This is a genomic window from Herpetosiphon giganteus, from assembly GCF_016907925.1.
In the GTDB taxonomy this organism is placed as follows: domain Bacteria; phylum Chloroflexota; class Chloroflexia; order Chloroflexales; family Herpetosiphonaceae; genus Herpetosiphon; species Herpetosiphon giganteus.
This window is the reverse complement of sequence record NZ_JAFBCZ010000032.1, coordinates 1-21,899: the sequence shown is the minus strand read 5'-3', so window position 1 is coordinate 21,899 and position 21,899 is coordinate 1. Positions and strand designations below refer to the sequence as shown.

The following is a 21,899-nucleotide window of genomic DNA, read 5'->3' as shown; positions in this document are numbered from 1 at the left end:
ATCGATGGTTGGGGATTGGAACCGCGAAGAGCGCGAAGGACGCGAAGGAGGCTTAATCGAGAGAGGATAACGGCTGGAGGTGAATAGTGATCTGAGTACAACGGGTTGGTAGGGCACGGATACCAATCCCCGATCCCTAGCCCCCGACCCCTACTCCCAAACCAGCAAATGTTAAGCAATATGCTATAGTTACTGGCGATCAACGGCGATCGTGCGACAACAACTTTACCAATGGACAAGGAACTAAGGCTATGGCGAATCCATTTCTTGAACAACTAGGGCAACGAGCCTTGCTTTGTGATGGCGCGATGGGCACTCAATTGTACAATCGCGGCAACGATTTTGACGAGTGCTTCGATGCCTTGAATCTGACCCAGCCAGATGTCGTGCGTGAAATTCATCAGAGCTATATTGAGGCTGGGGCCGATATTATTGAAACTAATACCTACGGCGCAAATCGCTTTAAATTAGAGCCGTTTGGCCTTGCTGATAAAGTCCGCCAAATTAACCATCGCGGCATGAAATTGGCCCGCGAAGCCCGCGAAATTGCTGGCACCAACACCTTGATTGCTGGCGCAGTTGGCCCGCTGGGCGTGTTGTTACAACCCTACGGCCCGCTAACCGAACAAGCAGCCCAAGAAGCCTTTGCCGAGCAAATTGGCACCTTGTTGGAGCAAGGCGCTGATCTGTTGATGTTTGAGACATTTAGCGATTTGCGCGAGATGGTGATTGCGGTCAAGGCGGCCAAGCAAGTTGGCGATTTGCCAATTGTGGCCCAAATGACTTTTGCCGAAGATGGCCGCACCGTGCTTGGCAACACGCCTGAGGAAGTTGTACGCAAACTTAGCGAACTAGGCGTGGCTGTGGTTGGAGTCAATTGTTCGGTTGGCCCGCAACGGGTGTTTCGGGTGGTGCAGAGCATGCGCGCCGTCAACGCCACGATTCCAATTTCGGCTCAACCAAATGCTGGTTGGCCAACCGAGCGCCATAACCGCGTGTTTTATCCTTCGTCGCCAGAATATATGGCCGATTATGCGCGACGCATGATCGAAGAATTGAATGTGCAGATTGTTGGGGGCTGTTGTGGCACTACGCCGCAGCATATCAGCAGTATGCATGCGGCTTTGCAGGATCTGAATCCAGCCAGCACGCTCAATATTACGATTGTTGATGAAGAAGCGCCAAGCGTGCAATTGCCCAGCAAAAGCGCCGAAACCACCCAACTTGGCCGCATGTTGGCCGATGGCGCGTTTGTTACCAGCGTTGAAATCGACCCGCCCAAAGGCCACAATCCTCGGCGCTGCCTCGAAGGTGCACGCCAAATGCAGGCCGCAGGCGTGAATTTTATTAATGTTGCTGATAGCCCGATGGCGCGCGTGCGGATGAGCGCCTTGCCAATGTGCAACTTGATTCAGCAACAAGTTGGTATGGAAACGATTTTGCACTTCACCACTCGCGACCGCTCATTAATGGGCTTGCAAAGCGATTTGCTTGGCGCGCATGCCTTGGGTGTGCGCAATATCTTGGCCTTGAAAGGCGATCCGCCGTCGTTTGGCGCGTATCCTGGTACCTCTGGCGTGTTCGATGTCGATACGATTGGCTTGGTCAAGGTGATTGCTGGTATGAATAGCGGCGTTGATACCGCTGGTAATGATATTGGCACGCCAACCAACTTCTTAATTGGCGTGGCGCTGAATATCAATGCCGAAGACCCAGATTGGGAAATTGATCGTTTGCATCAAAAAGTGGCTGCTGGTGCGCATTACGCCATGACCCAAATTTCATACGATGCCGCCGAGCTTGATCGTTTTCTCGATAAACTTGGCCCGCTACCAATTCCCATTTTGTTGGGTTTGATGCCAGTTCAGAGCTATCGCCATGCCTCATTTTTACATAACGAAGTGCCAGGCATTACCCTGCCCAACGAAGTACTGGAGCGCATGAAAGAAGCTGGCTCGAATGGGCGGGCGATTGGGGTGCAAGTTTCGCAAGAAATTCTGACCGCTGCCTATGATCGCATCCAAGGGGTCTATATCATGCCATCGTTTGGCCGCTACGAAATGGCAGCCGAAGTGCTGGAAGTGCTGAAGGCAACCAACGCCTAGCTTTATCCGTAGTGCATGGCGAATGCTAGTTTTGTGGAGATTCGCCATGCATTGCCCACGTTGTCAGCAAAACGTCGCTTTGAACGTCAATCGCTGCCCCAACTGCCAACAAGCGCTTAAACCGCTGCTGTTGAACCAACAAATCCCTTTATCATCACAACAACGCCAATCGCTGATTAATAAAATCTTGCTGCCAAGCGCTGGCTTGCTGTTTGTTGCAATCGTGCTGGCTAGTTTGAGGTTTGCGATTAATCCTGTGTCAAGCTGGGCTTGGCTGGGCGTTACGGTGATGATTGCCGCAACAAGCATCTATTTGCTTAACCTCGTGCGCGATTTGCTGAGTGGTTTTGTGACGGTTCAAATTGATCAATTGGAGTTGCTGCGGGAATATAGCAATCGCTCGGGCACACGTTTTTATGGCGATTTTGGCGTACTCGGCAAACTTCAATTGAGCAAAGAGCACTTTGATTTGGCGATTGAAGGCAATTATTACAGCGTAACCTATAGCCCAAAAAGTAAAACCGTGTGGGGATTAGCGCCGCTTAGCCGCTCAAGGGAGCTAGCCTAAGCATGCTTGAAGGTAACGAAACACTCGGTTTGTGCGTCTTGCATGGTAAATTCTAGTTTTGTGGAGATCGTCATGCACTGCCCGCGTTGCCAGCAAAAAGTTGATCTGCACATCAACCAATGCCCTAAATGTGATCGTAAACTCAAGCCACTGATTTTGAGCCAACAAATCCCGTTAACTCCACAGCTGCGCCAAGCTTTGCGCCGTGAAATTGTTGTGTTTAGCATTTGGCTTGGATTGCTAGCTTGTACCGGCATAATCCTCTATTTTGCGCTTAGGCATGAGAGCAGAGGTTGGCTGCTGATTTGGCCCATCTTTGGCCTGATAGTTGTGCTTGTAGGCTGCGCTTTGCTTAGCCGAGTGCGCGATCTGCTTGCTGGCTATGCTCACGTGCAGATTGATCAATTGCTCAAACTGCACTATGTGCGGTCCTCCAGACAAAGGGGCTATTTGCACGGCGATTTTAAGCTCATTGGTAGCCAAAACTTAAAATTGGAGCATAGTGGTGTTGCCCGCGAAGGCAATTATTATGTTATAACCCACAGCCCGCGTGATAAAAATGTGTGGGAATTAGCCAAGCTGCGGCGTGAAGTTTCCACATGATTGCTTAATCCTATGATTCAAGAATACTCAATAAATCGCCGCGACGGAAGGTGGCTGACAACTGTTGTAACGAAATAGCATTATTGGTGTATAGTTGATTTAAAGCCTGTTGAATTCTGGTAACTGCTTTTTCTAAATAAAATGGTGCTTGATGTTGTAGCGATGCCTGTAGATCTGGAAGTTTTGTATGTGTAATTGCTTTGATATCTTTTAGGTTATGCTGAACTAATAGCTCTTCACCAATAACCATGGCGATATAATGAGCTGCGTAGGGCAAGAATTCTGGGACTGGATTCAATAATTCTGGACGTTTGCGTTCGTTTTCCACCATGCGAAAAATTAATACAGCCAAAATAGCCTGAGCAGGAGTCAAGTTATTGAAAATTTCATTATATAGTTTTCCAAAATGTTCACGACGCAAAAACTTAGCCTGATGCGGTTTCTTACGCCATATTGCTAAGACTGCTTCTGCTAAAATGGTGCTTTGAATTGATGTTGAACCTGAACCAGTATCTTCACGTAAGCGTCGGTAGATATACCCAAGATCCTTGATTCCAATCTCTAGATCCTGTTGTACTTCATCATTGGAATGAAGATCTCGCAGGTCAACAGGATTTTGACTATTTGTCGCATGAGTTATTTTTTGTACAAAATCATGATTTTGATCATCGATTGCATAAAGCCGTATAAGAATACACACTGATTCATATTCTCCCCGATCATCAATATCCTTAAGCGTTTCATAAATAGTGCGACATGTTTGACCACCATTTATAATTTGTAAATCTTGAACTCTAACAATATAATCATCTTTTTGAAGTGCGTTATAGCTAAAGCTTTTACAAATAGCTGTAATACCATTATTGAGAAAATAGAAATTCTGACGTTGCTTTTCATCAAGCAATGTATGATGAATTGATGAATTAACTCGATTATTATTTAGACCAAGGTATCGTCTGATATTACGTTCTAATAATAGATCACCGTGATTCTCAAAAATTTGTACAATCTCATTGACACTAACTTTACCGATTAAAACACGTTTAAAATTGAAATCTTCAGTAACAATTCCACCTTGAAGTTGTAATTGAGTATTGATCTGTTGTTTTTTACGTAAAATACTGATAATATCATTATGGTTGAAATAGCAAAATTCAACCTGATCAGCACTAAAATTTTGATTATCGATATTTTGTTGTGCTATACTGTTCCATTTTATTCCATTATTACAACAAATAACTCGAATTTTTGGTAAATAACCATCAAGAATAAGAGATCGAATTTCTTCGACTTTTACTAGTAAGCGTCGATTTAAGGTTACCTTACGTTTAGGATCAAATAGAGCTCTTAATGTATGGATAACTTTTTTTATTTCGTTTTCTGGAAACCCTGAAGTCCCCTCTAATTTGTGGTGATATTTTGCTTGAAAGATGTTGATTGCAAACTCACCATCGATTACATCTTCCCAATAGATTGCATCAATACTTGAATCATTCCCACCATCTGTAAGACTTTAAACTGCCACATCAAGTGGTAGTTCAAGCATTGTGCTCACACATAATAGTACAAAGGCTATCGACTTGATTTTCGTAGAATCTTCTAGAGAAATGTTTGTGCTGTTTGAATCTACATTTAGCGTATTAGCAATTAATGTCCCATAATTTTGTACTATTCCATCTAATCGTTGATCAACGATACTTAAATTAATGTCCATTCTCATATCCTTCTAAATGCTAGTTTCGCTTGTATTAAGGAGTATAGCATGGACGTTGATTGAATTAATCAGGCAAATTATTGATTACCGTGCTCTCGCGCACAATCAACTGGGTTGGCAGGGTTGTGATGACGGCTGGCATGTGCTCAGCGCTGGGACTGATTAATTGCAACAATGTTTGTACCGCCAAGCGGCCTAATTCGCGCAATGGTTGGCGAATGGTGGTCAGCGCTGGCGAGAAGTAGGCCGATTCAGCTAAATCATCAAAGCCGACGATTGCCAAATCTTCGGGCACGCGCAGGCCATGTTTGCTGGCATAATGCAACGCGCCCAAAGCCATTTGATCGTTGCAGGCAAACACTGCATCGATCTCAGGATAGCGATTGAACAATTCGGTGCAAGCTTGCTCGCCGCTGGCTGCCGACCAATTGCCAATGCCAATTTGTTGTTGCTGTGGCGTGATGCCTGCTGCCAGTAAGCCATCGTACCAGCCGCTGCGGCGTTGGCGGGTTTCGAGCCATTCGATTGGCCCGCAGATAATGCCGATTTCGCGCTTGCCGATGCTTAGCAAATGCTCGACTGCTTGGCGCGCACCGCCATAATTATCGATGCCAATTGTGGTGAAGCGGGGGTTGGGCTGGCTTTTGACAAAGACAATCGGCGGGCAAGTTGCAGGCAATTGGGCTTGCACAACCTCAACATTCTCGTTGAGTTCCGCCGCCGCAAAAATAATCCCATCGACATGACGTGCCATCAGCGCTTCGATAATTGGCACAATATTGGTCGCATCAAAACGCGGCAATTCCTTGAGCAACAAGGCATAATTCGAGGCTTCGCTTTCCTCGGCGATGCCATTCAACGTCAGCGACACGCCCATATATTGCAAGCCTGCGGTAATCACGCCCAAGGTAAAGCTTTGTTGCTGCACCAAGCTGCGGGCCAAAGCGCTTGGCTGGTAGCCCATATCGGCAATGGCTTTTTCAACTGCCTCGCGAGTTTGCGGCGACACATCGGGCCGATTGTTGAGCACCCGCGAAACGGTTTGGGTCGAAACATTACATAGTTTTGCAATATCTTTGATCGTGACTTTTTGTGGACGATGAATGGTCATGGCGAACTCCCAATAGCACGCTGCATTTCAAATCGCTGGGATGCAAGGCTGCTAGTATAGCCGATCTTGCCCCGGCGTTGCTTTGGCCAAGCCGCAACGCTGCTAAAAGGCCATTCAGTGCCATTGGTGTGCAGCGTTGCGACGTTGGTTGCTGAGCGTTGGTTTACAATCCTTTAGCCAAGTGATAATAGAGATCGTTCCAGCGTAGCTCTTGCTTGAATTGGCTGACGTTGGTGTTGCGATCAATTTGCAAATATTCCATGCCTGCAATTTCAGCAAAATCGGCGAGATGTTCGCTGGTCAGATCAAAGCTAAAGCCGGTGTGATGCGCGCCGCCAGCGTAGATCCAGGCTGCCGCAGCCGTTTTGAGATCTGGCTGAGGAACCCACAAGGCGCGAGCAACTGGCAAGTTTGGCAATGGCTCGTCGGTTTCAACCGCATCAACGACGCTATTGATCAGGCGTAAACGATTGCCCATTTCAACAATTGAGGCGTTGACTGCTGGCCCAGTTTTGGCATCGAACACCATGCGCACTGGGTCGGCCTTGCCGCCAATGCCCAAGGGATGGACTTCGAGTCGTGGTTTGGTTGCTGCAATTGAGGGGCAGATTTCGAGCATATGCGCGCCCAGCACTTTCATGCCGTTGCTGCCAAAGTGATAGGTGTAATCTTCCATAAACGAGGTGCCGCCGCTTAGCCCAGCGCTCATCACTTTCATCGCCCGCACCAGCGCAGCGGTTTTCCAATCGCCCTCGCCAGCAAAGCCATAGCCGCGATCCATCAGCCGTTGCGGGCCTAAACCTGGCAATTGCACCAAGCCATGCAAATCTTCGAAAGTGGTGGTAAAGCCTTTGAAGTTGCCATGTTCAAGGAAATAGCGCAAACCAAGCTCGATGCGGGCAGCTTCGCGCAGGGCTTGATGCTGTTCGCCGCCAGCCTTCAGGCCTGCTGCCAAGTCGTAGTGTTCAGCATATTCTTGCAAGGTGCTGTCGATGTCGGCATCGCTGACTTCGTTGACAAAGCGCACCAAATCGCCAACGCCATAGCCACTGACGCTATAGCCAAGCCGCATTTGAGCATTAACTTTATCGCCTTCGGTTACGGCAACTTCGCGCATGTTGTCGCCGAAACGGGCGAAGCGTGCGCCTTGGGCATCGTGCCAAGCAGCGGCGGCCCGCGTCCAAGCTGCAATTCGATCATGCACTTCGCTATCTTGCCAGTGGCCAACAATCACTTTGCGCTCTAAGCGCATGCGGCTGACAATAAAGCCAAATTCGCGGTCGCCGTGGGCTGCTTGGTTGAGGTTCATAAAATCCATGTCGATTTGCGCCCATGGAATTTCGCTGTTGAATTGAGTGTGCAAGTGAGCGAGTGGTTTTTGCAAGCTGCGCAGGCCGGCAATCCACATTTTGGCTGGCGAGAAGGTATGCATCCAAGCAACTAAGCCAATACAGTTTTTGGCGGCGTTGGCTTCCAGCACCAAATTGTAAATTTCGTCGGGCGTTTTGAGCACAGGCTTGAACACCACGCGCACCGGAATCGCGCTGCTTTGATCAAATCCTGCGGCGATAATTTGTGAGTGTTTGGCAACTTGTTCTAAAGTTTCGGGGCCATACAGATGTTGGCTGCCCGTAATAAACCACACTTCATATTGTTTCAAATCAAGCATTGATTGGCCTTTCTATAATTGAGGGATTTGGGCATCGGTTCATTCCCTCACCCCAACCCCTCTCCCGTGGCGCGGGCGAGGGGCTTTAACACCGTGGTTCTTGCGCAATGCGTCGGTAAAAAAGGCTGCTCCCCCTCGCCCGCGTTCAGTGGGAGAGGGGGCTAGGGGGTGAGGGAACCAAGGTTATCTATAACCCGATTCCCAATAACCGATCCCCAACTTTACTGCCCATACACATTGGTATAGCGATAGTGCAATTTGGCAACATCGTCGCTGGCGATTTCCTGCGGCTGGCCGATTTGCAAGGCATACCAAGTGGTGCGAGCCACATCTTCGGTCATCACAGCGGCTTTTACGGCAGCTTTGGCCGATTTGCCAATCGTGAAAACGCCATGATTTTGCAGCAACACCGCTGGCGATGTGCCAATATGCTCAACCACTTGCTGGCCAATTTCTTCGCCGCCAATTAATGCAAAGCCAGCGCAAGGAATCGGCCCGCCAAATTCATCGGCCATCGCAGTCAAATAGACTGGAATTGATTTGCCGTTTGCGGCAAACGCCGTAGCAAATGGCGAATGCGTATGCACAATCCCATTCACATCAGGACGATGGCGATAGATATACAAATGGCTGGCGGTATCCGATGAAGGCTTGAGTTCGCCTTCAATCACATTGCCGTCTAAATCGAGCACTACATGGTCGGCGGGCCGCAAATCTTCAAACATCACGCCGCTGGGCTTGATCACCACCAAATTGGTTTCAGGATCGCGGGCGCTGACGTTGCCCGAAGTCCAGGTTACCAAGCCATTTTTGGGCAATTCAAGGTGCAATTTCCAAAGTTCGTGTTTTAGCGTTTCTAACATCGTTGGTTTCCAATCTGGCTGCAACTAGGCAGTGAGCGCGGCGTGACGGAGCATGCGCAAGCGCTTCATCACATCGTTTTCGCCACGGCCAAAGTAGTTGTACAGCACTTTATATTCAGCATAAAGCTGATCGTAAATTTCAACATTGGCGGGAATTGGCTTGAAGGTTTCGGCTTTCAAGCGGCCCATCTGGTTGGCGGCGCTGGCAATATCGGCGTAGCCACCTGCTTCAAGGCCTGCGGCAACCGCGCCATGCATAGCTGCGCCCAAGGCGGGAGCCTGTTTGCTGGCAATCACGCTAATTTCATAGTTGGTGACATCGGCGTAAATTTGCATCAACAAATGGTTTTTTTCGGGCAAGCCACCAGCTGCAATCAATTTGCGAATTGGCACACCCGATTGATTGAAGGTTTCGATAATTTCGCGTTTGCCAAAGGCCGTTGCTTCGAGCAAAGCGCGATAGATTTCGGGCGCTGTGGTGGCCAAGGTCATGCCCAACACCAAGCCGTTGAGTTCAACATCGACCAAGGTTGAGCGATTGCCATTGAACCAATCGAGGGCTAAGAGACCGCTCTCAGCAGGCTTAAGTTTGGCGGCTTCGCGTTCGAGCAAGCTGTGAATATTGAGGCCTTCAGCCTCTGCTTGGGCGAAATATTCGCCAGGCACGCCATGCTCAATAAACCAAGCAAAAATATCGCCAACGCCGCTTTGACCTGCTTCGTAGCCAAGCATACCTGGCACGATGCCGCCATCGACTACGCCGCACATGCCTTCGACAATTGGCAATTGGTCGCGCTGTTCGCCGTTCATCACGTCACAGGTGCTAGTTCCCATAATCATCACCATCGTGCCGATTTCGGTATTGCCGGTAACTGGCAGGGTGACGTGGGCATCAACATTGGCGACGGCAACCGCTGTGCCTGCTAGTAAGCCCGTCCATGCTGCGGCTTGTTGGCTGAGGCCGCCAGCTTTTGCGCCAAGCGGCAAGAGCGTGCGCGACATTTTCTGATCGACGATCTGTTCCATTCGTTCGTCGAGCGCCTTGAAAAACTCGTCGGGTGGAAAGCCCTCCGATTTTGACCACATGGCTTTGTAGCCTGCGGTACATTCGTTGCGGGTTTCGACCCCAGTCAACTGCCAAACTACCCAGTCGGTCGCTTCGATCAAGCGATCGGCGGCGGCATAGACTTCGGGTGCTTCGTTGAGAATTTGCCAAGCCTTGGGGAAAAACCATTCTGAGCTAATTTTGCCGCCGTAGCGATCAAGGAAGCTATAGCCAAGCTCGCGAGCAATCTGGTTGAGCTGGTTGGCTTCGGGCTGGGCAGCATGATGTTTCCACAATTTGACCCATGCATGCGGCGTGTTGCGCCACTCTGGCAGCATACACAACGGCGTGCCGTCGGCTTTGGTTGGCAACATCGTACAGGCAGTAAAATCAACCCCAATCCCAATTACATCAGCTGGATCAACGCCACTTTCTTTGAGAATGGCGGGGATGGTGATTTTGAAGACATCAAGATAATCGTTGGGGTCTTGGAGTGCCCAATCTGGCTCTAGCCGAATGTTGGTATTGGGCAGTTTTTCGTCGATAACCCCGTTGGCGTAGGCATAGATCGCGGTTGCGATTTCTTGGCCATTGCGCACATCAACGAGCACAGCACGGCCCGACTCGGTGCCAAAATCGACCCCGATCGCGTAAGTTTGCCGACTCATGGCAACTCCTTGTATGCATTTGCAAGGCACGAACCAAGGGTGGCTCATGCCTTGCGTTGCTTCAACTAGGCTTTATTTTTGCTCGATACATCGAAGTAGACGGCGATCAAGAGCACTGCGCCTTTGACCACTTGTTGCCAATCGACGCTTACGCCAGCGATTGACATGCCATTATTGAGCACGCCCATCACCAAGGCCCCGATGACCACGCCAAAAATTGTGCCGATGCCACCTGAGGCCGATGCGCCGCCGATAAAGACCGCCGCGATTGCATCGAGTTCAAAGCCATCGCCAGCTTTGGGAGTGGCCGAGTTCAAGCGGCCTGTGAAGATCATGCCGCCGATAGCTGCCAAAACCCCCATATTGACGAAGGTATAGAACGTCAGACGGTCAGTTGGCACGCCAGAGAGTTTGGCGGCTTTTTCGTTGCCACCCAAGGCATAAATCCGCCGCCCAATCACCGTCTTTTTGGTGACAAAGATATACAAGACGATCAATGGAATTAAGACCAACAAGACGTTGGGCAAGCCTTTGTAGGAAGCCAAGATATAGCAGAACGCCATAATAATGGCGACAACTGCTGTATTTTTGACAATAAACAAGGGAGTTGAAAGCACTGGAAAGTTGAATGCGCGACTATTTTTGCGCCCGACAATATCCAAGTAGACGATGATTGCTGCAAAGGCTAAGCCAATGATAAGCGTCATCACGTGCAGTTTTGCGTCAGCGCCGCCAAGAGGGTTGCTCATAAAGCCTGTCGTGGCTTCGTTGCCGCTAATGAAACCTCGGCTAATATTGCTGAAGCTCTCAGGGAACGGGCCAAGTGAGCTACCGCCGAGTAGCACTAAGGTCAATCCACGAAAGATCAACATGCCTGCAAGGGTTACAATAAAGGCCGGAATTTTGCGGAAGGCCACCCAATAGCCTTGAAACGCGCCAATTACAGCGCCAATTGCAATACAGGCAGCAATCGAAATGATGACTGGATAATCATTTTTGACCATCATATAGCCAGCAACTGCCCCGACAAAGGCCGCCACCGAGCCAATCGAAAGATCGATATGGCCTGCCACAATCACCAGCAGCATGCCCAGCGCCATCACCACGATATAGCTATTTTGCAAAATCACGTTGGTGATGTTGGTTGGTTGGAGCAACACGCCGCTGGTTTCAAATTGGAAATACAGCACAATCACCACAAGGGCAACCAGCATGCCATATTCGCGCATATGATTTTTCAAGAAATCGAAAACGTTGGCGAGTTTGAACCCAGCCGCTTTGCTGGATTCGTTGGTTTGCAGTTCAGCGCTCATTGCTGGTTAACCTCCTGCTGCATAATGCACTTCATGATCTTTTCCTGAGAGGCATCGGCGGCAGGCATTTCGCCCACTATCTGACCTTCATTCATCACATAAATGCGATCACACATGCCGAGAATTTCGGGTAATTCCGAAGAGATGATGATCACGGCTTTGCCTGCTTGCGCCAATTTGTTGATAATCGTGTAGATTTCATACTTAGCGCCCACGTCAATCCCACGGGTTGGCTCATCGAGAATCAGAATATCGGGGTTGGCAAACAACCACTTGCTCAGCACAACTTTTTGTTGGTTGCCGCCAGAGAGATTGACGGTTTTTTGCAGCACGCTGGAGCTGCGAATGCCTAAATCATCGCGATATTGATTGGTAATGCGCAATTCTTTTGGCTCGTTAAGCACCGATTTATTGGCAATCGCTGGCAAATTGGCAAGCGAAATATTATTTTTAATCCCATCAATCAGTACTAAGCCATAGTTTTTGCGATCTTCGGTAACGTAGGCAATTCCGTTGCGAATGGCCTTTTGAATCGTGCGCACATCGATCTCTTGGCCATTTTTATAGACATGGCCACTGATATGTTTGCCATATGCGTGACCAAAAATACTCATTGCTAATTCGGTGCGGCCCGAACCCATCAGACCTGCAATCCCGACAATTTCGCCTTTGCGCACGTTGAAGTTGACGTTATCGACAACTTTGCGCTCAGCGTGAAGTGGGTGATAGACATTCCAGTTGCGAACTTCAAACATAGTTTCGCCAATCGTGGCCTCGCGAGGCGGAAAACGATGGCTCAAATCGCGGCCAACCATGCCGCGGATAATTCGGTCTTCGCTAATGGTTTCTTTGTGACAATCAAGGGTTTCGATGGTTGCGCCATCACGGAGCACCGTAATCGCATCAGCAACTTTCGAAACTTCATTCAATTTATGTGAGATGAGAATTGATGAGATGCCCTGTTGTTTGAATTGCAGCAGCAATTCAAGCAAGGCTTCACTATCGCTTTCGTTTAAGCTGGCGGTTGGTTCATCGAGAATTAATAGTTTGACTTCTTTGGCGAGGGCTTTGGCAATTTCAACCAATTGTTGCTTGCCTACGCCAATATCGGTAATTAATGTGTTGGGCGATTCGCTCAGGCCCACTTTTTTGAGCAAGGCTTGGGTTTTGGCAATCGCCGCATTCCAATTGATAACGCCGCGTGAGGCAGTTTCGTGGCCGAGAAAGATATTTTCGGCAATCGAGAGGAACGGAATCAAAGCCAGTTCTTGGTGGATAATCACGATGCCGAGTTTTTCGCTGGCGCTAATATCGTTGAAACGACACTCTTGACCCTCGAAAATAATCTCGCCGCTGTAGCTGCCATGCGGGTACACGCCGCTGAGCACCTTCATCAAGGTCGATTTGCCTGCGCCATTTTCGCCGACTAGCGCGTGGATTTCTGCTTGGCGCACTTGCAAATTAACATCATTCAGCGCTTTAACCCCAGGAAACGTTTTGGTAATTCCGCGCATTTCAAGTAGTAGATCAGACATAACCTGTGCCTCGTTTGCTGAGAAGATGGCCAAGTTTCCTATGCAAAGCAGGCCTGAGCATGAGCCTTGCCCACACCCAGACCTGCTGCCAGAACTATTTGGTTATGTCTTCTTTTTTGTAGTAACCACTTTCGACCAACACTTTTTCCCAGTTGGTTACATCGACAACGACCGGAACCAGCAATTGTGAAGGCACAACTTTGACCCCGTTGTTGTAGGTGGTGGTGTCGTTGACTGCCACTTCTTTGCCTGACAATGAGGCTTCGACCATACCAACGACTGATTTTGCCAATTCGCGGGTATCTTTGAAGATGGTTGAGCTTTGTTCGCCAGCGATGATTGATTTGACCGAAGGCACTTCAGCATCTTGGCCCGAGACGACTGGCATTGGTTGGTCGGCGCTGCCGTAGCCAACACCCTTGAGCGATGAGATGATCCCAATGCTGATGCCGTCGTATGGCGAAAGCACTGCATCAACTCGTTTGTCGCCATAGAAAGCGCTCAAAATGTTGTCCATGCGTGATTGAGCGGTTGCCCCGTCCCAGCGCAAGGTTGCAACTTTATCCATGCCAGTTTGGCCGCTGACGACCACCAACTTGCCGCTATCGATGTAGGGTTGCAAGACCGACATCGCGCCATCGTAGAAGAAGAAGGCGTTGTTATCATCCGATGAGCCACCGAACAACTCGATATTGAATGGGCCTTTGCCATCTTTCAAACCAAGTTTGGTTTCGATCGATTGCGCTTGCAAGACCCCAACCTTGAAGTTATCGAAGGTTGCGTAGAAGTCGACGTTAGGAGTCTTTTTGATCAAGCGGTCGTAGGCGATAACCAGAATTTTCTTGTCTTTAGCACTTTGCAGAACATCTGAGAGGGTTTCGCCGTCGATTGCCGCAATCACCAAAACATTGACCCCTTTGGTGACCATGTTTTCAATTTGCGAAAGTTGGGTTGGAATATCGTCTTCAGCGTATTGAAGATCGGTTTTGAAGCCTTTTTCTTGGAAATACTTCACCATATTGTCGCCGTCAGCGATCCAACGAGCAGATGATTTGGTGGGCATTGAGATCCCAATGGTGTATTTGCTGTTATCAGCATTGGCGGTTGTACCACCGGTGCTGGTTGTGCCGCCATCGGTTGGCGCAGGCGTTGGAGTTGCGGCTTCGCCACAGCTTGCCAAAACCATCGTCATGAGCACCATCAAAACCAGCATGAACTTCGCGCGAGGAGACTTCATCGTCATGTCCTTCCTTGGAGTAAGTTTTCGTGGGCGGTGGCTTAAGTTGTGCCACAGCTAGGGTTGCTGCGCTTAAATGGCGCACCCAACGAAGACAGGTTGCGAACACTGAAGCAGTTAAGTTTGGAACGGCAATTAAGGGAGGGTTTTGGAGGTGGTACCGACCTCGTTATCGATCCCGTTATCGATCCCGTTATCGATAACGGTCGCATTATAGCAATCCAGATAGTTGCTGTCAAGCACGCAGCTGACGCTCTAGTACTAGCCTGATCTAGCCCTTGTGTGGGCGATCGGGTAAGCTTGAGCGACGAACGCAACCCATGCTGAGTTTCGACGTACATTATCAATGGAGGACTACCCCGATGAAATGCCCAAATTGTTATAGTACTGTTTCAAATAGTAGTGCTACCTGCCCACGCTGCGATTGGCCGTTACGCACGCCCCCAACTTCGACCTCCTCAGCAGCGTTTGGTCAATCGCCAACCGCCAATGCTTGGAGCCGCGATCAACAAAATGATGCTGATATTTGGGAGCCAAGTAGGCCAGCGGCAGCAGCTTGGGAGCCAAGCGCGCCTGCTGATGCTGCTTGGAACCCAGCAACCCAAGCATTAAATACATGGGAGCAACCAGCAGCCGAGCCAGCCTCAACCTGGGATCAAACCCCAATGCAAAGCGTTGCTGCGCCACCAAACGCCACCATGATAGGCAATGCCATGCCCACCAGCGTGCCCTTGACTGGCGGCCAAAAATCCAAATTGCTGTTCGGTGCTTTGATTCCCTTGGCAATTATTGGGATTATTGTGTGGTCTTTTAGCCGCTCATTAGCCAATAAAGATGCAGGCTTTGCCTGGATTTTCATTATCGCGATGAGTTTGATTTTTGTCTGGCAATCAATGACCAAGTTGATCGATTTTTTCAGTGGCGTTGCTCAAGTTCAAGTTGATCGCTTAACCAAAACCCAAATTGTCAAAAATAAAAATAGTCGGACGTACTATGGCCATTTTGAACGCATTGGTCGGCTGACTATTGGTCGCCAAAATTACGATACTGCCTTGCAAGGTGCAATTTATCAAGTGACTTACAGCCCGCGCAGCAAAAGCTTGTGGGAGATGCAACAAGTTGGCTAACTAATAACAAACGATTGAAAGAAGTAGAGAGGAATGGTTATGAAATGCCCGAAGTGTCAAAAGCTTGTTCCCGACCGTAGTCGCTGTGCCGAATGTGGCTTTCAGTTTTATGCCCAGCTTGATGACGCTGCAGTTGCCCATGTAGCTGCCGATCCTGATGGTAAGAATATTCAATTGCCAAGCGGTCGCATGATCAGAATTCCCGAGGAGCACAAGCTTGTGCCAACGATCATGCCATTGACGCGCGCCCAAAAGAACAAAAACCTTTTGATGGCATTTTTGTTTCTGGTGCTGATTGTAATCACGCTGATGGTGATTGGCTACTTAAGTTTGGCTGTTGATATTGGCTTTATCTGGATATTTGTGCTGATGTTTGGCCTAGCATTGAGCTGGAATATGATTGCCCACGTGATCGATTTCTTTAACGGCGAGGCTGAAGTCTATACTGATCGCTTAATCGAAACTGAACGTTATCGGGTAGGGACTGGATACCGATCAATCTATTACCGTGCCTATTTCGAACAGCTTGGCCAGATCTCGATTAGTGCCAATGATCATTATGAAGCGATTCCAGGTGCGCTCTATAGATTGAGTTATGCTAAAAAATCTCACCTTTTATTGGATATAGTGCAGGTCGGTAGCTCAGCAGAATAGGAACATCAATGTAATGCTCAGAATCTAACGTGAGGATCACGAGCGCTGCTGGCAATTGTGATCCGTGTGGCGCGGCCATTAATTGCCAAACAAGCGTGGCGATTCTTTTTGGTTGGGCTTGTGCCACGGTCGATTATGGTCGTTGCCTATTGAAAGCAGCAGAGAGGAAGTGTTATGAAATGTCCGAAGTGTCAGAAGCTTGTTCCCGACCGTAGTCGCTGTGTCGAATGTGGCTTTCCGTTTTATGTTCAGCTTGATGAGGCTGCGGTTGCCCATTTAGCAATCCATCCAGGTGGCGAAAGCGTTCGATTGCCCAGTGGGCGCTACATTAGTCTTCCCGATGGCCATAATCTTGTGCCAACGATTAAGCCATTGACCCACGCCCAAAAGAAAAAACACCTTCTGATTGCCTTGGCGAGTTTGGCGGCGCTATTTGTGGCAACGCTGATTGTTGGCTATTTAATTCAGGTTGGCGATTTTGGCTTTATTTTGGCGTTTGTGGGCATCTTTGGATTAATTATGGGTGCGCAGATGGTCGCGCATCTGAACGATTTCTTTAATGGCGTGGCTGAAGTTTATGTTGATCGCTTAATCGACACTCAAAGCTTCCATAGACGATCGCAAAATATTACCGTCTTCTATGGCTATTTTGAGCAACTTGGGCGTGTAATTATTCGTCGCCAAGATTTCCATGCTGCGGTTGCTGGCGCTGTTTATAAACTTACTTATGCCCAAACCAATAACCATTTATTGGATATGGTGCAGGTTGATGGACCATTGGATACAGCTCACGTTGCTAGCGCAACAGAATAGGAATCACGATGCAATGCCCAGAATGTAACGCGACCATCACGAGCGCTGCTGGTAATTGTGATACTTGTGGGGCAGTAATCGACAAACAATTATTACAGCTTGTGGTTGCGCCGCCTGGTTCGCGGCCATTAACTGCCAAACAAGCGTGGCAATTCTTTTTGGTTGGGCTTGTGCCATGGTCACTCATGGTACTGTTCTGTTGGTGGTTTTTCGAGCAAGATGGCTGGCCATTTTGGCTCGTAATGGGAATTTTTGGCGTGTATCTCGTGGCCAAAATAGGCCGCTTAATCTTTCATCTTTGGCGGAGTCGATCATTCAAATAATGGATGGGAGCTATGCGATGCAATGCCCAAATTGTGATACGCCGCTGGCGAATGCTGCCCAGCCATGCCCAATTTGCAATCAGCAAACTCGGCGTTCGATTGCTACTCCACTCTTTGGCGAATTTCCCATGGCCAATGCCTATCGACGCACTGAACCGATGGCTGAACCACTCTGGGAGCCAGAAACCGAGCCAGAGCTTATGGTTAGTAAGGCTGATCAAGCATGGTTGGAAAGCTTCGTGCCAACCACAATTAAGCTAACCAGCGATCAAAAAAGCATGCTCTTGGATAGGATCGTATTTTATTTGACCATGCTGATCGCGGTTGCGTGGTTCGTGCTGCGCATCGAGCTAGCTGAGATGATTCCTGGCTTTTTCAAACTTGTGTTCTTTGGTTGGGTTGGCTGGTATTTAATGGGCTATTTGCTTGATTTGCTGAGTGGCGTTGCTGAAGTCGCCGTCGCTCGACTAGGCTCAAAATCGTACAACAGCAGAAATAGCTTGAACAAATATAATGCTCGGTTTGAGCAAGTCGGCAGTTTCAATATAGGCCCGAAAAGGTATGAATTGGCAGTCAAAGGAGCGATATATCAGATCAGTTATAGCCGCTTCTCCAAACATTTATGGACTATCCATCAAGCGATCCCTAAGCAGTCATTAGATGCTCAACGTGCGCCCGAACGCGAAAATTGGTCTGCGATGCTCTATCTTATTCTTTTTGTGGCCTTTTGGTATCTCTTTCGTTCGCCTACGCTGAATATTTTTAATCCCACGTTTGAGGCTATTGACCCCACTTTCTTTTGGGCGCTAGGCGAGACGCTTGGCATAATCGTGTTGGGGCGACTGTTAAGTGCGCTCGTAGGCCGCTTGTTGCATCCAACTACAAAATAAACTGAGCCATGAGAGAAATGGATGAATGCCATGTATTGCCCAAAATGTTCTATCAAATTCCCATCAGGCGAGACTCGTTGTCCCAAATGTGGTGGGCCAGGTTTGCCCCGCAACACTCCAGTAAAGGCTGCAACAGCTGATCCAAAGCCAGTTCCAAGCATGGCCATGACCAGCAAACAAAGCAGGTATCATCTGATCAAAGCTTTGTTTCCATTCTTAGTGATAACAGTACCAATTATTGTCATATTCGCATTTGTTTTATCCAGAAATTTTACGTTGATTCCATTGTTGATCATAATTGGCTTGATTGTTGCAGCTATAGCTTTAAATAAACATTTATATGATTTTGTTAACGATGTTGTGTATGTTGAAACAGATCAGCTGCTTAAAGTAGAGAAATTTAAAGAACCTAAGATGAAAATCTATTATGTTACGCTTTTTAATCGTCTTGGTGATTTTCAGGTTGATGAAGAAATATATAATACCGTTGAACCGTACTTGGTTTATCGAATAATGTATAGCCCAAGCACTAAAAAGCTTTGGAAAATTAAACTTGAACCAAATCAAGCAGTTATTGATCAACTATTAAATACACAAGAAGCAGAAGAATTGAAAAACACTGAATATTTGGCAGAGCAATCTCGATTATCATCGGGGCAACGCAAAGAGATTATTAAAATGATGTTGACGAATTTAGGATTTGGGGTGATTGTTGCATTTTTTGCAAGAGACTCGATCAAACAATTAATTTCGGGTTCTTTTGAATTTAGTAATGTACTTCAAGTGCTTTTTCTGTTTATGCTTTGGATGTTGATTATTCAAACTGCATTTCTGCTCATCGATTTAATCACAGGCAAGCTGGAATCTACTGTTGATCTATGTATTGGTTTTGATCGTACAAGTCGCCCACTGGGGAGTCGCTATACGGCTAAGTTTCAACAACTAGGCAAAACATTTGTTACTCAACAGCATTATATGCACATGCGCAAAGCTGAACGCTATCGAATCGTTTACAGCCGTTGGAGTAAGCTGGTGTGGGATGTGCAGAAAATTCCTTAAACGCGCGCTAAAACGTAAAACCGCCACTCAGTTGAGCGGCGGCTTAGCCAAATTAACGCCCGGGTAAGGGATCGTCCATAGGCACAAGGCGTTGGCGCAGGGCATAAATCGCCGCTTGGGTGCGATCTGCCAAGTGCAGTTTCGACAAAATATTACTGACGTGGGTTTTGACAGTTTTTTCGCTGATGATCAGCGAATCGGCAATTTCACGGTTGGAATGGCCCCGGGCGATCAAGCGCAGTACATCCATTTCGCGCTCGGTCAGCGCTTCTGCATCGGGATCATTGTTGCGGGGCGTTGAGAATTCTTGCATCAATTTGGCAGCGACCTCGGGGTGCAAGACGGCCTCGCCACGTTTGGCTGAACGCACGGCGCGGGCTAATTCCAGCGGGCTAACATCTTTCAACAAATACGAAATTGCGCCGGCTTTGATTGCTGGGAAAACTTTTTCATCGTCGGAGAACGAGGTTAAAACGATAACTTGAGTGCTTGGGCTAACCGCCTTGACGCGGCGGGTCGCTTCCACGCCATCAATTTCGGGCATCACCAAATCCATAATCACCACATCTGGTAACAGTTGCTTAATTTGGCCAACTGCTTCGACGGGCATGCCCGAATCGCCAACAACCTCAATATCGTCTTGGAGTTCGAGAAAATCACGCAAGCCTTGGCGGACAACCAGATGATCATCGACTAAAAAAACGCTAATACTTTCCATAAGAACCTCATTGTGAGTGAATCGCGCTGTATTGATTGTACACGCAATAGGCAAATCAGCCGCAACTGCTCACCACTTTTTCACTTCCAAGCGGCCAAAGCTGTGATATGCTCTGTACACGTTTGAGAGATCTCGGCCTAGTTTTGAAGGAATATCCATGAATCGAACACGTGTTGCAATAATTGGGCTAGTGGCGTTGCTGCTGGTGGCACTCGGCGCTAGCGGTTGGCTATGGGTTGAGCGGGGCACAATTATCTCGCGCGATGCCACCACCCAAGCCGAATTTGGCAAATTGAAAGATCAAGTTACTGCTGCTGATGAGGTGCAAGATAAAAACCGTCAGCTGCAAGATCAAGTTAACGATTTACAAGAGCGGCTCAATAATCCGCCAACCAGTGTGGCCGAGCCAACCAGCCCAGCGCTGGAGCCAACCGCCATCCCTGAGGCTGGCCCGACCCCAACCGTTGACCCAGCTGCGCCAACTCCAGCCGGCCCAGGTGGGGTTGAGCCACCAGCCGAAATTGTCGCAGTGATGAAGCAAATTGAGCAAGAAGTAATTGCCTTGCGCGGCTTGCCTGAAGAACGGCCTGTAACCCGCCGCATGCTAACCCGCGATGAATTGCGCGATTACATTGTCAAAGAAATGGAAACCGAAAATACACCCGAAGACTTTCGCCATGAAACCAACCAAATGTGGATGCTTGGTTTAGCCGAAAAAGATATTGATTTGCAGCAATTGTATATCGATTTGCAAACTGAACAAATTGGCGGCTTCTACGACCCAGAAACCGATACATTTTATATTATTGCTGAAAATAACGATTTTCCTGCCGCAGATCAAATTACCTACGCCCATGAATTTAATCACAACTTACAAGATCAATTGATCAATTTGCAAGATGGCTTGAAAGTTGGCGAATTTGATGCAGACCGATCATTGGCATTTCGTTCGTTGGTTGAAGGCGATGCAACCAAATTAATGAGCGATTGGCTGCAAACCGATTTAGTACCGCGCATGTCGCCTGATCAATTGCAAGAATTGTTGCGCACGTTGCAAGAACAACAAGATAGCAGCGACATTTTGGAAAAAGTACCAGGTGTGTTGCGTGATGGCTTAGTGTTTCCCTATGAAGATGGCTTGACCTTTGTTGAGGAAGTCTATGCAGCAGGCGGTTGGGAAGCAGTGACCAAGGCCTTGCAAGACCCACCAACCTCGACTGAGCAGATTTTGCACCCTGAAAAATATTTGAGCGCGACCCGCGACAACCCAAGCTTGCCCAATCAATTTGATCTGTTGCCAGTGCTTGGCGCAGATTGGACGACCGCGATGACCAACACGATTGGGGAGTTTGACGTTAAATCGTTGCTCAACTATACCGCGACTGCTGGAGATATAGACGCTGCAGCAGCAGGAATTGGCGGCGGTCGTATGACCCTGTATGAACATACCAGCGATTTCACGCCAGTATTGCAATGGACATTACGCTGGGATACCGCCGCTGATGGCGATGAATTTTTGAGTTTATTTAACGGTACGCTTAACCCAAACGGCGATTTGTTGCTGCGCGAAAACGATCTGAACCGTACTGACGACGATGTGCATGTTGGCATCAAAGGTAGTGGCCAAGAATTTGTGGTTATTTTTAGCTCGAATCAAGATAATGTACGTAATGCATTAAACGCCTTGCCCTAAATGGTGATTAAATGAAGCTCGCGAGACCCCTGTGCAACTTCGATTGGACAGGGGTTTTAAGATCCCCTCACCCCAACCCCTCTCCCGCCCGCGAGGCTTTAAGGGCGGACAGGTTGGGAAATGGGTATTAATGGATGTTAGGGCATGGCCGTCCCGAGCCGGCCACCCCGCGTCACGGTCGTTGCCCATCG

General features: G+C 48.4%; 20 protein-coding genes. 10 read left to right on the top strand and 10 right to left on the bottom strand.

What is annotated here, in order from left to right; translation table 11 throughout:
* Positions 1–251 precede the first annotated feature (251 nt).
* The 3 genes from JOD20_RS21960 to JOD20_RS21950 all read left to right on the top strand — a co-directional run bounded on the left by JOD20_RS21960 (position 252) and on the right by JOD20_RS21950 (position 3,276).
* A complete protein-coding gene (locus JOD20_RS21960) occupies positions 252–2,105 on the top strand; it encodes a bifunctional homocysteine S-methyltransferase/methylenetetrahydrofolate reductase (protein WP_204757333.1) in 1,854 nt (617 codons plus the stop codon).
* Positions 2,106–2,151: 46 nt separating this feature from the next.
* On the top strand, positions 2,152–2,673 hold the full coding sequence (locus JOD20_RS21955; protein ID WP_204757332.1) for a hypothetical protein: 522 nt from the start codon (positions 2,152–2,154) through the stop codon (positions 2,671–2,673).
* A gap of 72 nt (positions 2,674–2,745) precedes the next feature.
* The gene (locus tag JOD20_RS21950; RefSeq protein WP_204757331.1) at positions 2,746–3,276 is read left to right on the top strand and encodes a DUF308 domain-containing protein; all 531 of its coding nucleotides are present in this window, start codon (positions 2,746–2,748) and stop codon (positions 3,274–3,276) included.
* Positions 3,277–3,286: 10 nt separating this feature from the next.
* Here the strand turns inward: JOD20_RS21950 and JOD20_RS26570 are convergent, their stop codons facing one another.
* From JOD20_RS26570 to chvE, 9 genes are all read right to left on the bottom strand, one after another.
* Positions 3,287–4,237: an AIPR family protein gene (locus JOD20_RS26570; protein ID WP_338034208.1), complete on the bottom strand. Its 951-nt coding sequence runs from the start codon at positions 4,235–4,237 to the stop codon at positions 3,287–3,289.
* A gap of 552 nt (positions 4,238–4,789) precedes the next feature.
* A complete protein-coding gene (locus tag JOD20_RS21940) occupies positions 4,790–4,990 on the bottom strand; it encodes a hypothetical protein (RefSeq protein ID WP_204757330.1) in 201 nt (66 codons plus the stop codon).
* A 64-nt stretch (positions 4,991–5,054) separates the two neighbouring features.
* Complete coding sequence (locus tag JOD20_RS21935) at positions 5,055–6,101, bottom strand: LacI family DNA-binding transcriptional regulator (protein WP_204757329.1); 1,047 nt, start codon at positions 6,099–6,101, stop codon at positions 5,055–5,057.
* A 163-nt stretch (positions 6,102–6,264) separates the two neighbouring features.
* Positions 6,265–7,770 carry an L-arabinose isomerase gene (araA, locus tag JOD20_RS21930; protein WP_204757328.1) on the bottom strand — a complete coding sequence of 502 codons (1,506 nt, stop codon included), beginning with the start codon at positions 7,768–7,770 and terminating at the stop codon, positions 6,265–6,267.
* Positions 7,771–7,991: 221 nt separating this feature from the next.
* A complete protein-coding gene (locus tag JOD20_RS21925) occupies positions 7,992–8,633 on the bottom strand; it encodes an L-ribulose-5-phosphate 4-epimerase (RefSeq protein ID WP_204757327.1) in 642 nt (213 codons plus the stop codon).
* Positions 8,634–8,657: 24 nt separating this feature from the next.
* The gene (gene araB, locus JOD20_RS21920; RefSeq protein WP_204757326.1) at positions 8,658–10,346 is read right to left on the bottom strand and encodes a ribulokinase; all 1,689 of its coding nucleotides are present in this window, start codon (positions 10,344–10,346) and stop codon (positions 8,658–8,660) included.
* A gap of 65 nt (positions 10,347–10,411) precedes the next feature.
* Positions 10,412–11,659 (bottom strand): multiple monosaccharide ABC transporter permease, encoded by a 1,248-nt coding sequence (gene mmsB / locus JOD20_RS21915; protein ID WP_204757325.1) that lies wholly within the window; start codon positions 11,657–11,659, stop codon positions 10,412–10,414.
* Positions 11,656–13,194, bottom strand: coding sequence for a multiple monosaccharide ABC transporter ATP-binding protein (gene mmsA / locus JOD20_RS21910; RefSeq protein WP_204757324.1), 1,539 nt, complete (start codon positions 13,192–13,194; stop codon positions 11,656–11,658). Before mmsA ends, mmsB begins: the two co-directional genes overlap by 4 nt.
* Positions 13,195–13,288: 94 nt before the next feature.
* Positions 13,289–14,431 (bottom strand): multiple monosaccharide ABC transporter substrate-binding protein, encoded by a 1,143-nt coding sequence (chvE, locus tag JOD20_RS21905; RefSeq protein ID WP_275580658.1) that lies wholly within the window; start codon positions 14,429–14,431, stop codon positions 13,289–13,291.
* 362 nt (positions 14,432–14,793) lie between these two features.
* Here chvE and JOD20_RS21900 point away from each other — a divergent pair, with 362 nt between their 5' ends.
* The 6 genes from JOD20_RS21900 (at position 14,794) to JOD20_RS21875 (ending at position 19,297) form a co-directional block, all read left to right on the top strand.
* A complete protein-coding gene (locus JOD20_RS21900) occupies positions 14,794–15,558 on the top strand; it encodes a hypothetical protein (RefSeq protein WP_204757322.1) in 765 nt (254 codons plus the stop codon).
* Positions 15,559–15,597: 39 nt separating this feature from the next.
* Complete coding sequence (locus JOD20_RS21895) at positions 15,598–16,212, top strand: hypothetical protein (protein WP_204757321.1); 615 nt, start codon at positions 15,598–15,600, stop codon at positions 16,210–16,212.
* A gap of 174 nt (positions 16,213–16,386) precedes the next feature.
* Positions 16,387–17,025, top strand: a complete 639-nt coding sequence (locus JOD20_RS21890; RefSeq protein WP_204757320.1) for a hypothetical protein — start codon at positions 16,387–16,389, stop codon at positions 17,023–17,025.
* 8 nt (positions 17,026–17,033) lie between these two features.
* Positions 17,034–17,348 carry a hypothetical protein gene (locus JOD20_RS21885; protein WP_204757319.1) on the top strand — a complete coding sequence of 105 codons (315 nt, stop codon included), beginning with the start codon at positions 17,034–17,036 and terminating at the stop codon, positions 17,346–17,348.
* Positions 17,349–17,365: 17 nt separating this feature from the next.
* The gene (locus tag JOD20_RS21880; protein WP_204757318.1) at positions 17,366–18,238 is read left to right on the top strand and encodes a hypothetical protein; all 873 of its coding nucleotides are present in this window, start codon (positions 17,366–17,368) and stop codon (positions 18,236–18,238) included.
* Positions 18,239–18,268: 30 nt separating this feature from the next.
* Positions 18,269–19,297 (top strand): hypothetical protein, encoded by a 1,029-nt coding sequence (locus JOD20_RS21875; protein ID WP_204757317.1) that lies wholly within the window; start codon positions 18,269–18,271, stop codon positions 19,295–19,297.
* 52 nt (positions 19,298–19,349) lie between these two features.
* Here JOD20_RS21875 and JOD20_RS21870 read toward each other — a convergent pair whose 3' ends face one another.
* Positions 19,350–20,015: a response regulator gene (locus JOD20_RS21870; RefSeq protein ID WP_054536288.1), complete on the bottom strand. Its 666-nt coding sequence runs from the start codon at positions 20,013–20,015 to the stop codon at positions 19,350–19,352.
* A gap of 157 nt (positions 20,016–20,172) precedes the next feature.
* On the opposite strand from JOD20_RS21870, the gene JOD20_RS21865 reads away from it, so the two are divergent.
* A complete protein-coding gene (locus tag JOD20_RS21865) occupies positions 20,173–21,708 on the top strand; it encodes a hypothetical protein (protein ID WP_204757316.1) in 1,536 nt (511 codons plus the stop codon).
* Positions 21,709–21,899: the final 191 nt, after the last annotated feature.

Bases quoted from the DNA above. Each gene is read 5' to 3' on its own strand.
- JOD20_RS21870 (WP_054536288.1), bottom strand. From the start codon at position 20,015: ATGGAAAGTATTAGCGTTTTTTTAGTCGATGATCATCTGGTTGTCCGC.
- JOD20_RS21960 (WP_204757333.1), top strand. From the start codon at position 252: ATGGCGAATCCATTTCTTGAACAACTAGGGCAACGAGCCTTGCTTTGT.
- araB (WP_204757326.1), bottom strand. From the start codon at position 10,346: ATGAGTCGGCAAACTTACGCGATCGGGGTCGATTTTGGCACCGAGTCG.
- JOD20_RS21865 (WP_204757316.1), top strand. From the start codon at position 20,173: ATGAATCGAACACGTGTTGCAATAATTGGGCTAGTGGCGTTGCTGCTG.
- JOD20_RS21950 (WP_204757331.1), top strand. From the start codon at position 2,746: ATGCACTGCCCGCGTTGCCAGCAAAAAGTTGATCTGCACATCAACCAA.
- JOD20_RS21955 (WP_204757332.1), top strand. From the start codon at position 2,152: ATGCATTGCCCACGTTGTCAGCAAAACGTCGCTTTGAACGTCAATCGC.
- JOD20_RS21880 (WP_204757318.1), top strand. From the start codon at position 17,366: ATGCAATGCCCAAATTGTGATACGCCGCTGGCGAATGCTGCCCAGCCA.
- JOD20_RS21895 (WP_204757321.1), top strand. From the start codon at position 15,598: ATGAAATGCCCGAAGTGTCAAAAGCTTGTTCCCGACCGTAGTCGCTGT.
- JOD20_RS21890 (WP_204757320.1), top strand. From the start codon at position 16,387: ATGAAATGTCCGAAGTGTCAGAAGCTTGTTCCCGACCGTAGTCGCTGT.
- mmsA (WP_204757324.1), bottom strand. From the start codon at position 13,194: ATGTCTGATCTACTACTTGAAATGCGCGGAATTACCAAAACGTTTCCT.
- araA (WP_204757328.1), bottom strand. From the start codon at position 7,770: ATGCTTGATTTGAAACAATATGAAGTGTGGTTTATTACGGGCAGCCAA.
- JOD20_RS21935 (WP_204757329.1), bottom strand. From the start codon at position 6,101: ATGACCATTCATCGTCCACAAAAAGTCACGATCAAAGATATTGCAAAA.
- JOD20_RS21875 (WP_204757317.1), top strand. From the start codon at position 18,269: ATGTATTGCCCAAAATGTTCTATCAAATTCCCATCAGGCGAGACTCGT.
- JOD20_RS21925 (WP_204757327.1), bottom strand. From the start codon at position 8,633: ATGTTAGAAACGCTAAAACACGAACTTTGGAAATTGCACCTTGAATTG.
- JOD20_RS21940 (WP_204757330.1), bottom strand. From the start codon at position 4,990: ATGGACATTAATTTAAGTATCGTTGATCAACGATTAGATGGAATAGTA.
- JOD20_RS21885 (WP_204757319.1), top strand. From the start codon at position 17,034: ATGCAATGCCCAGAATGTAACGCGACCATCACGAGCGCTGCTGGTAAT.
- mmsB (WP_204757325.1), bottom strand. From the start codon at position 11,659: ATGAGCGCTGAACTGCAAACCAACGAATCCAGCAAAGCGGCTGGGTTC.
- chvE (WP_275580658.1), bottom strand. From the start codon at position 14,431: ATGAAGTCTCCTCGCGCGAAGTTCATGCTGGTTTTGATGGTGCTCATG.
- JOD20_RS21900 (WP_204757322.1), top strand. From the start codon at position 14,794: ATGAAATGCCCAAATTGTTATAGTACTGTTTCAAATAGTAGTGCTACC.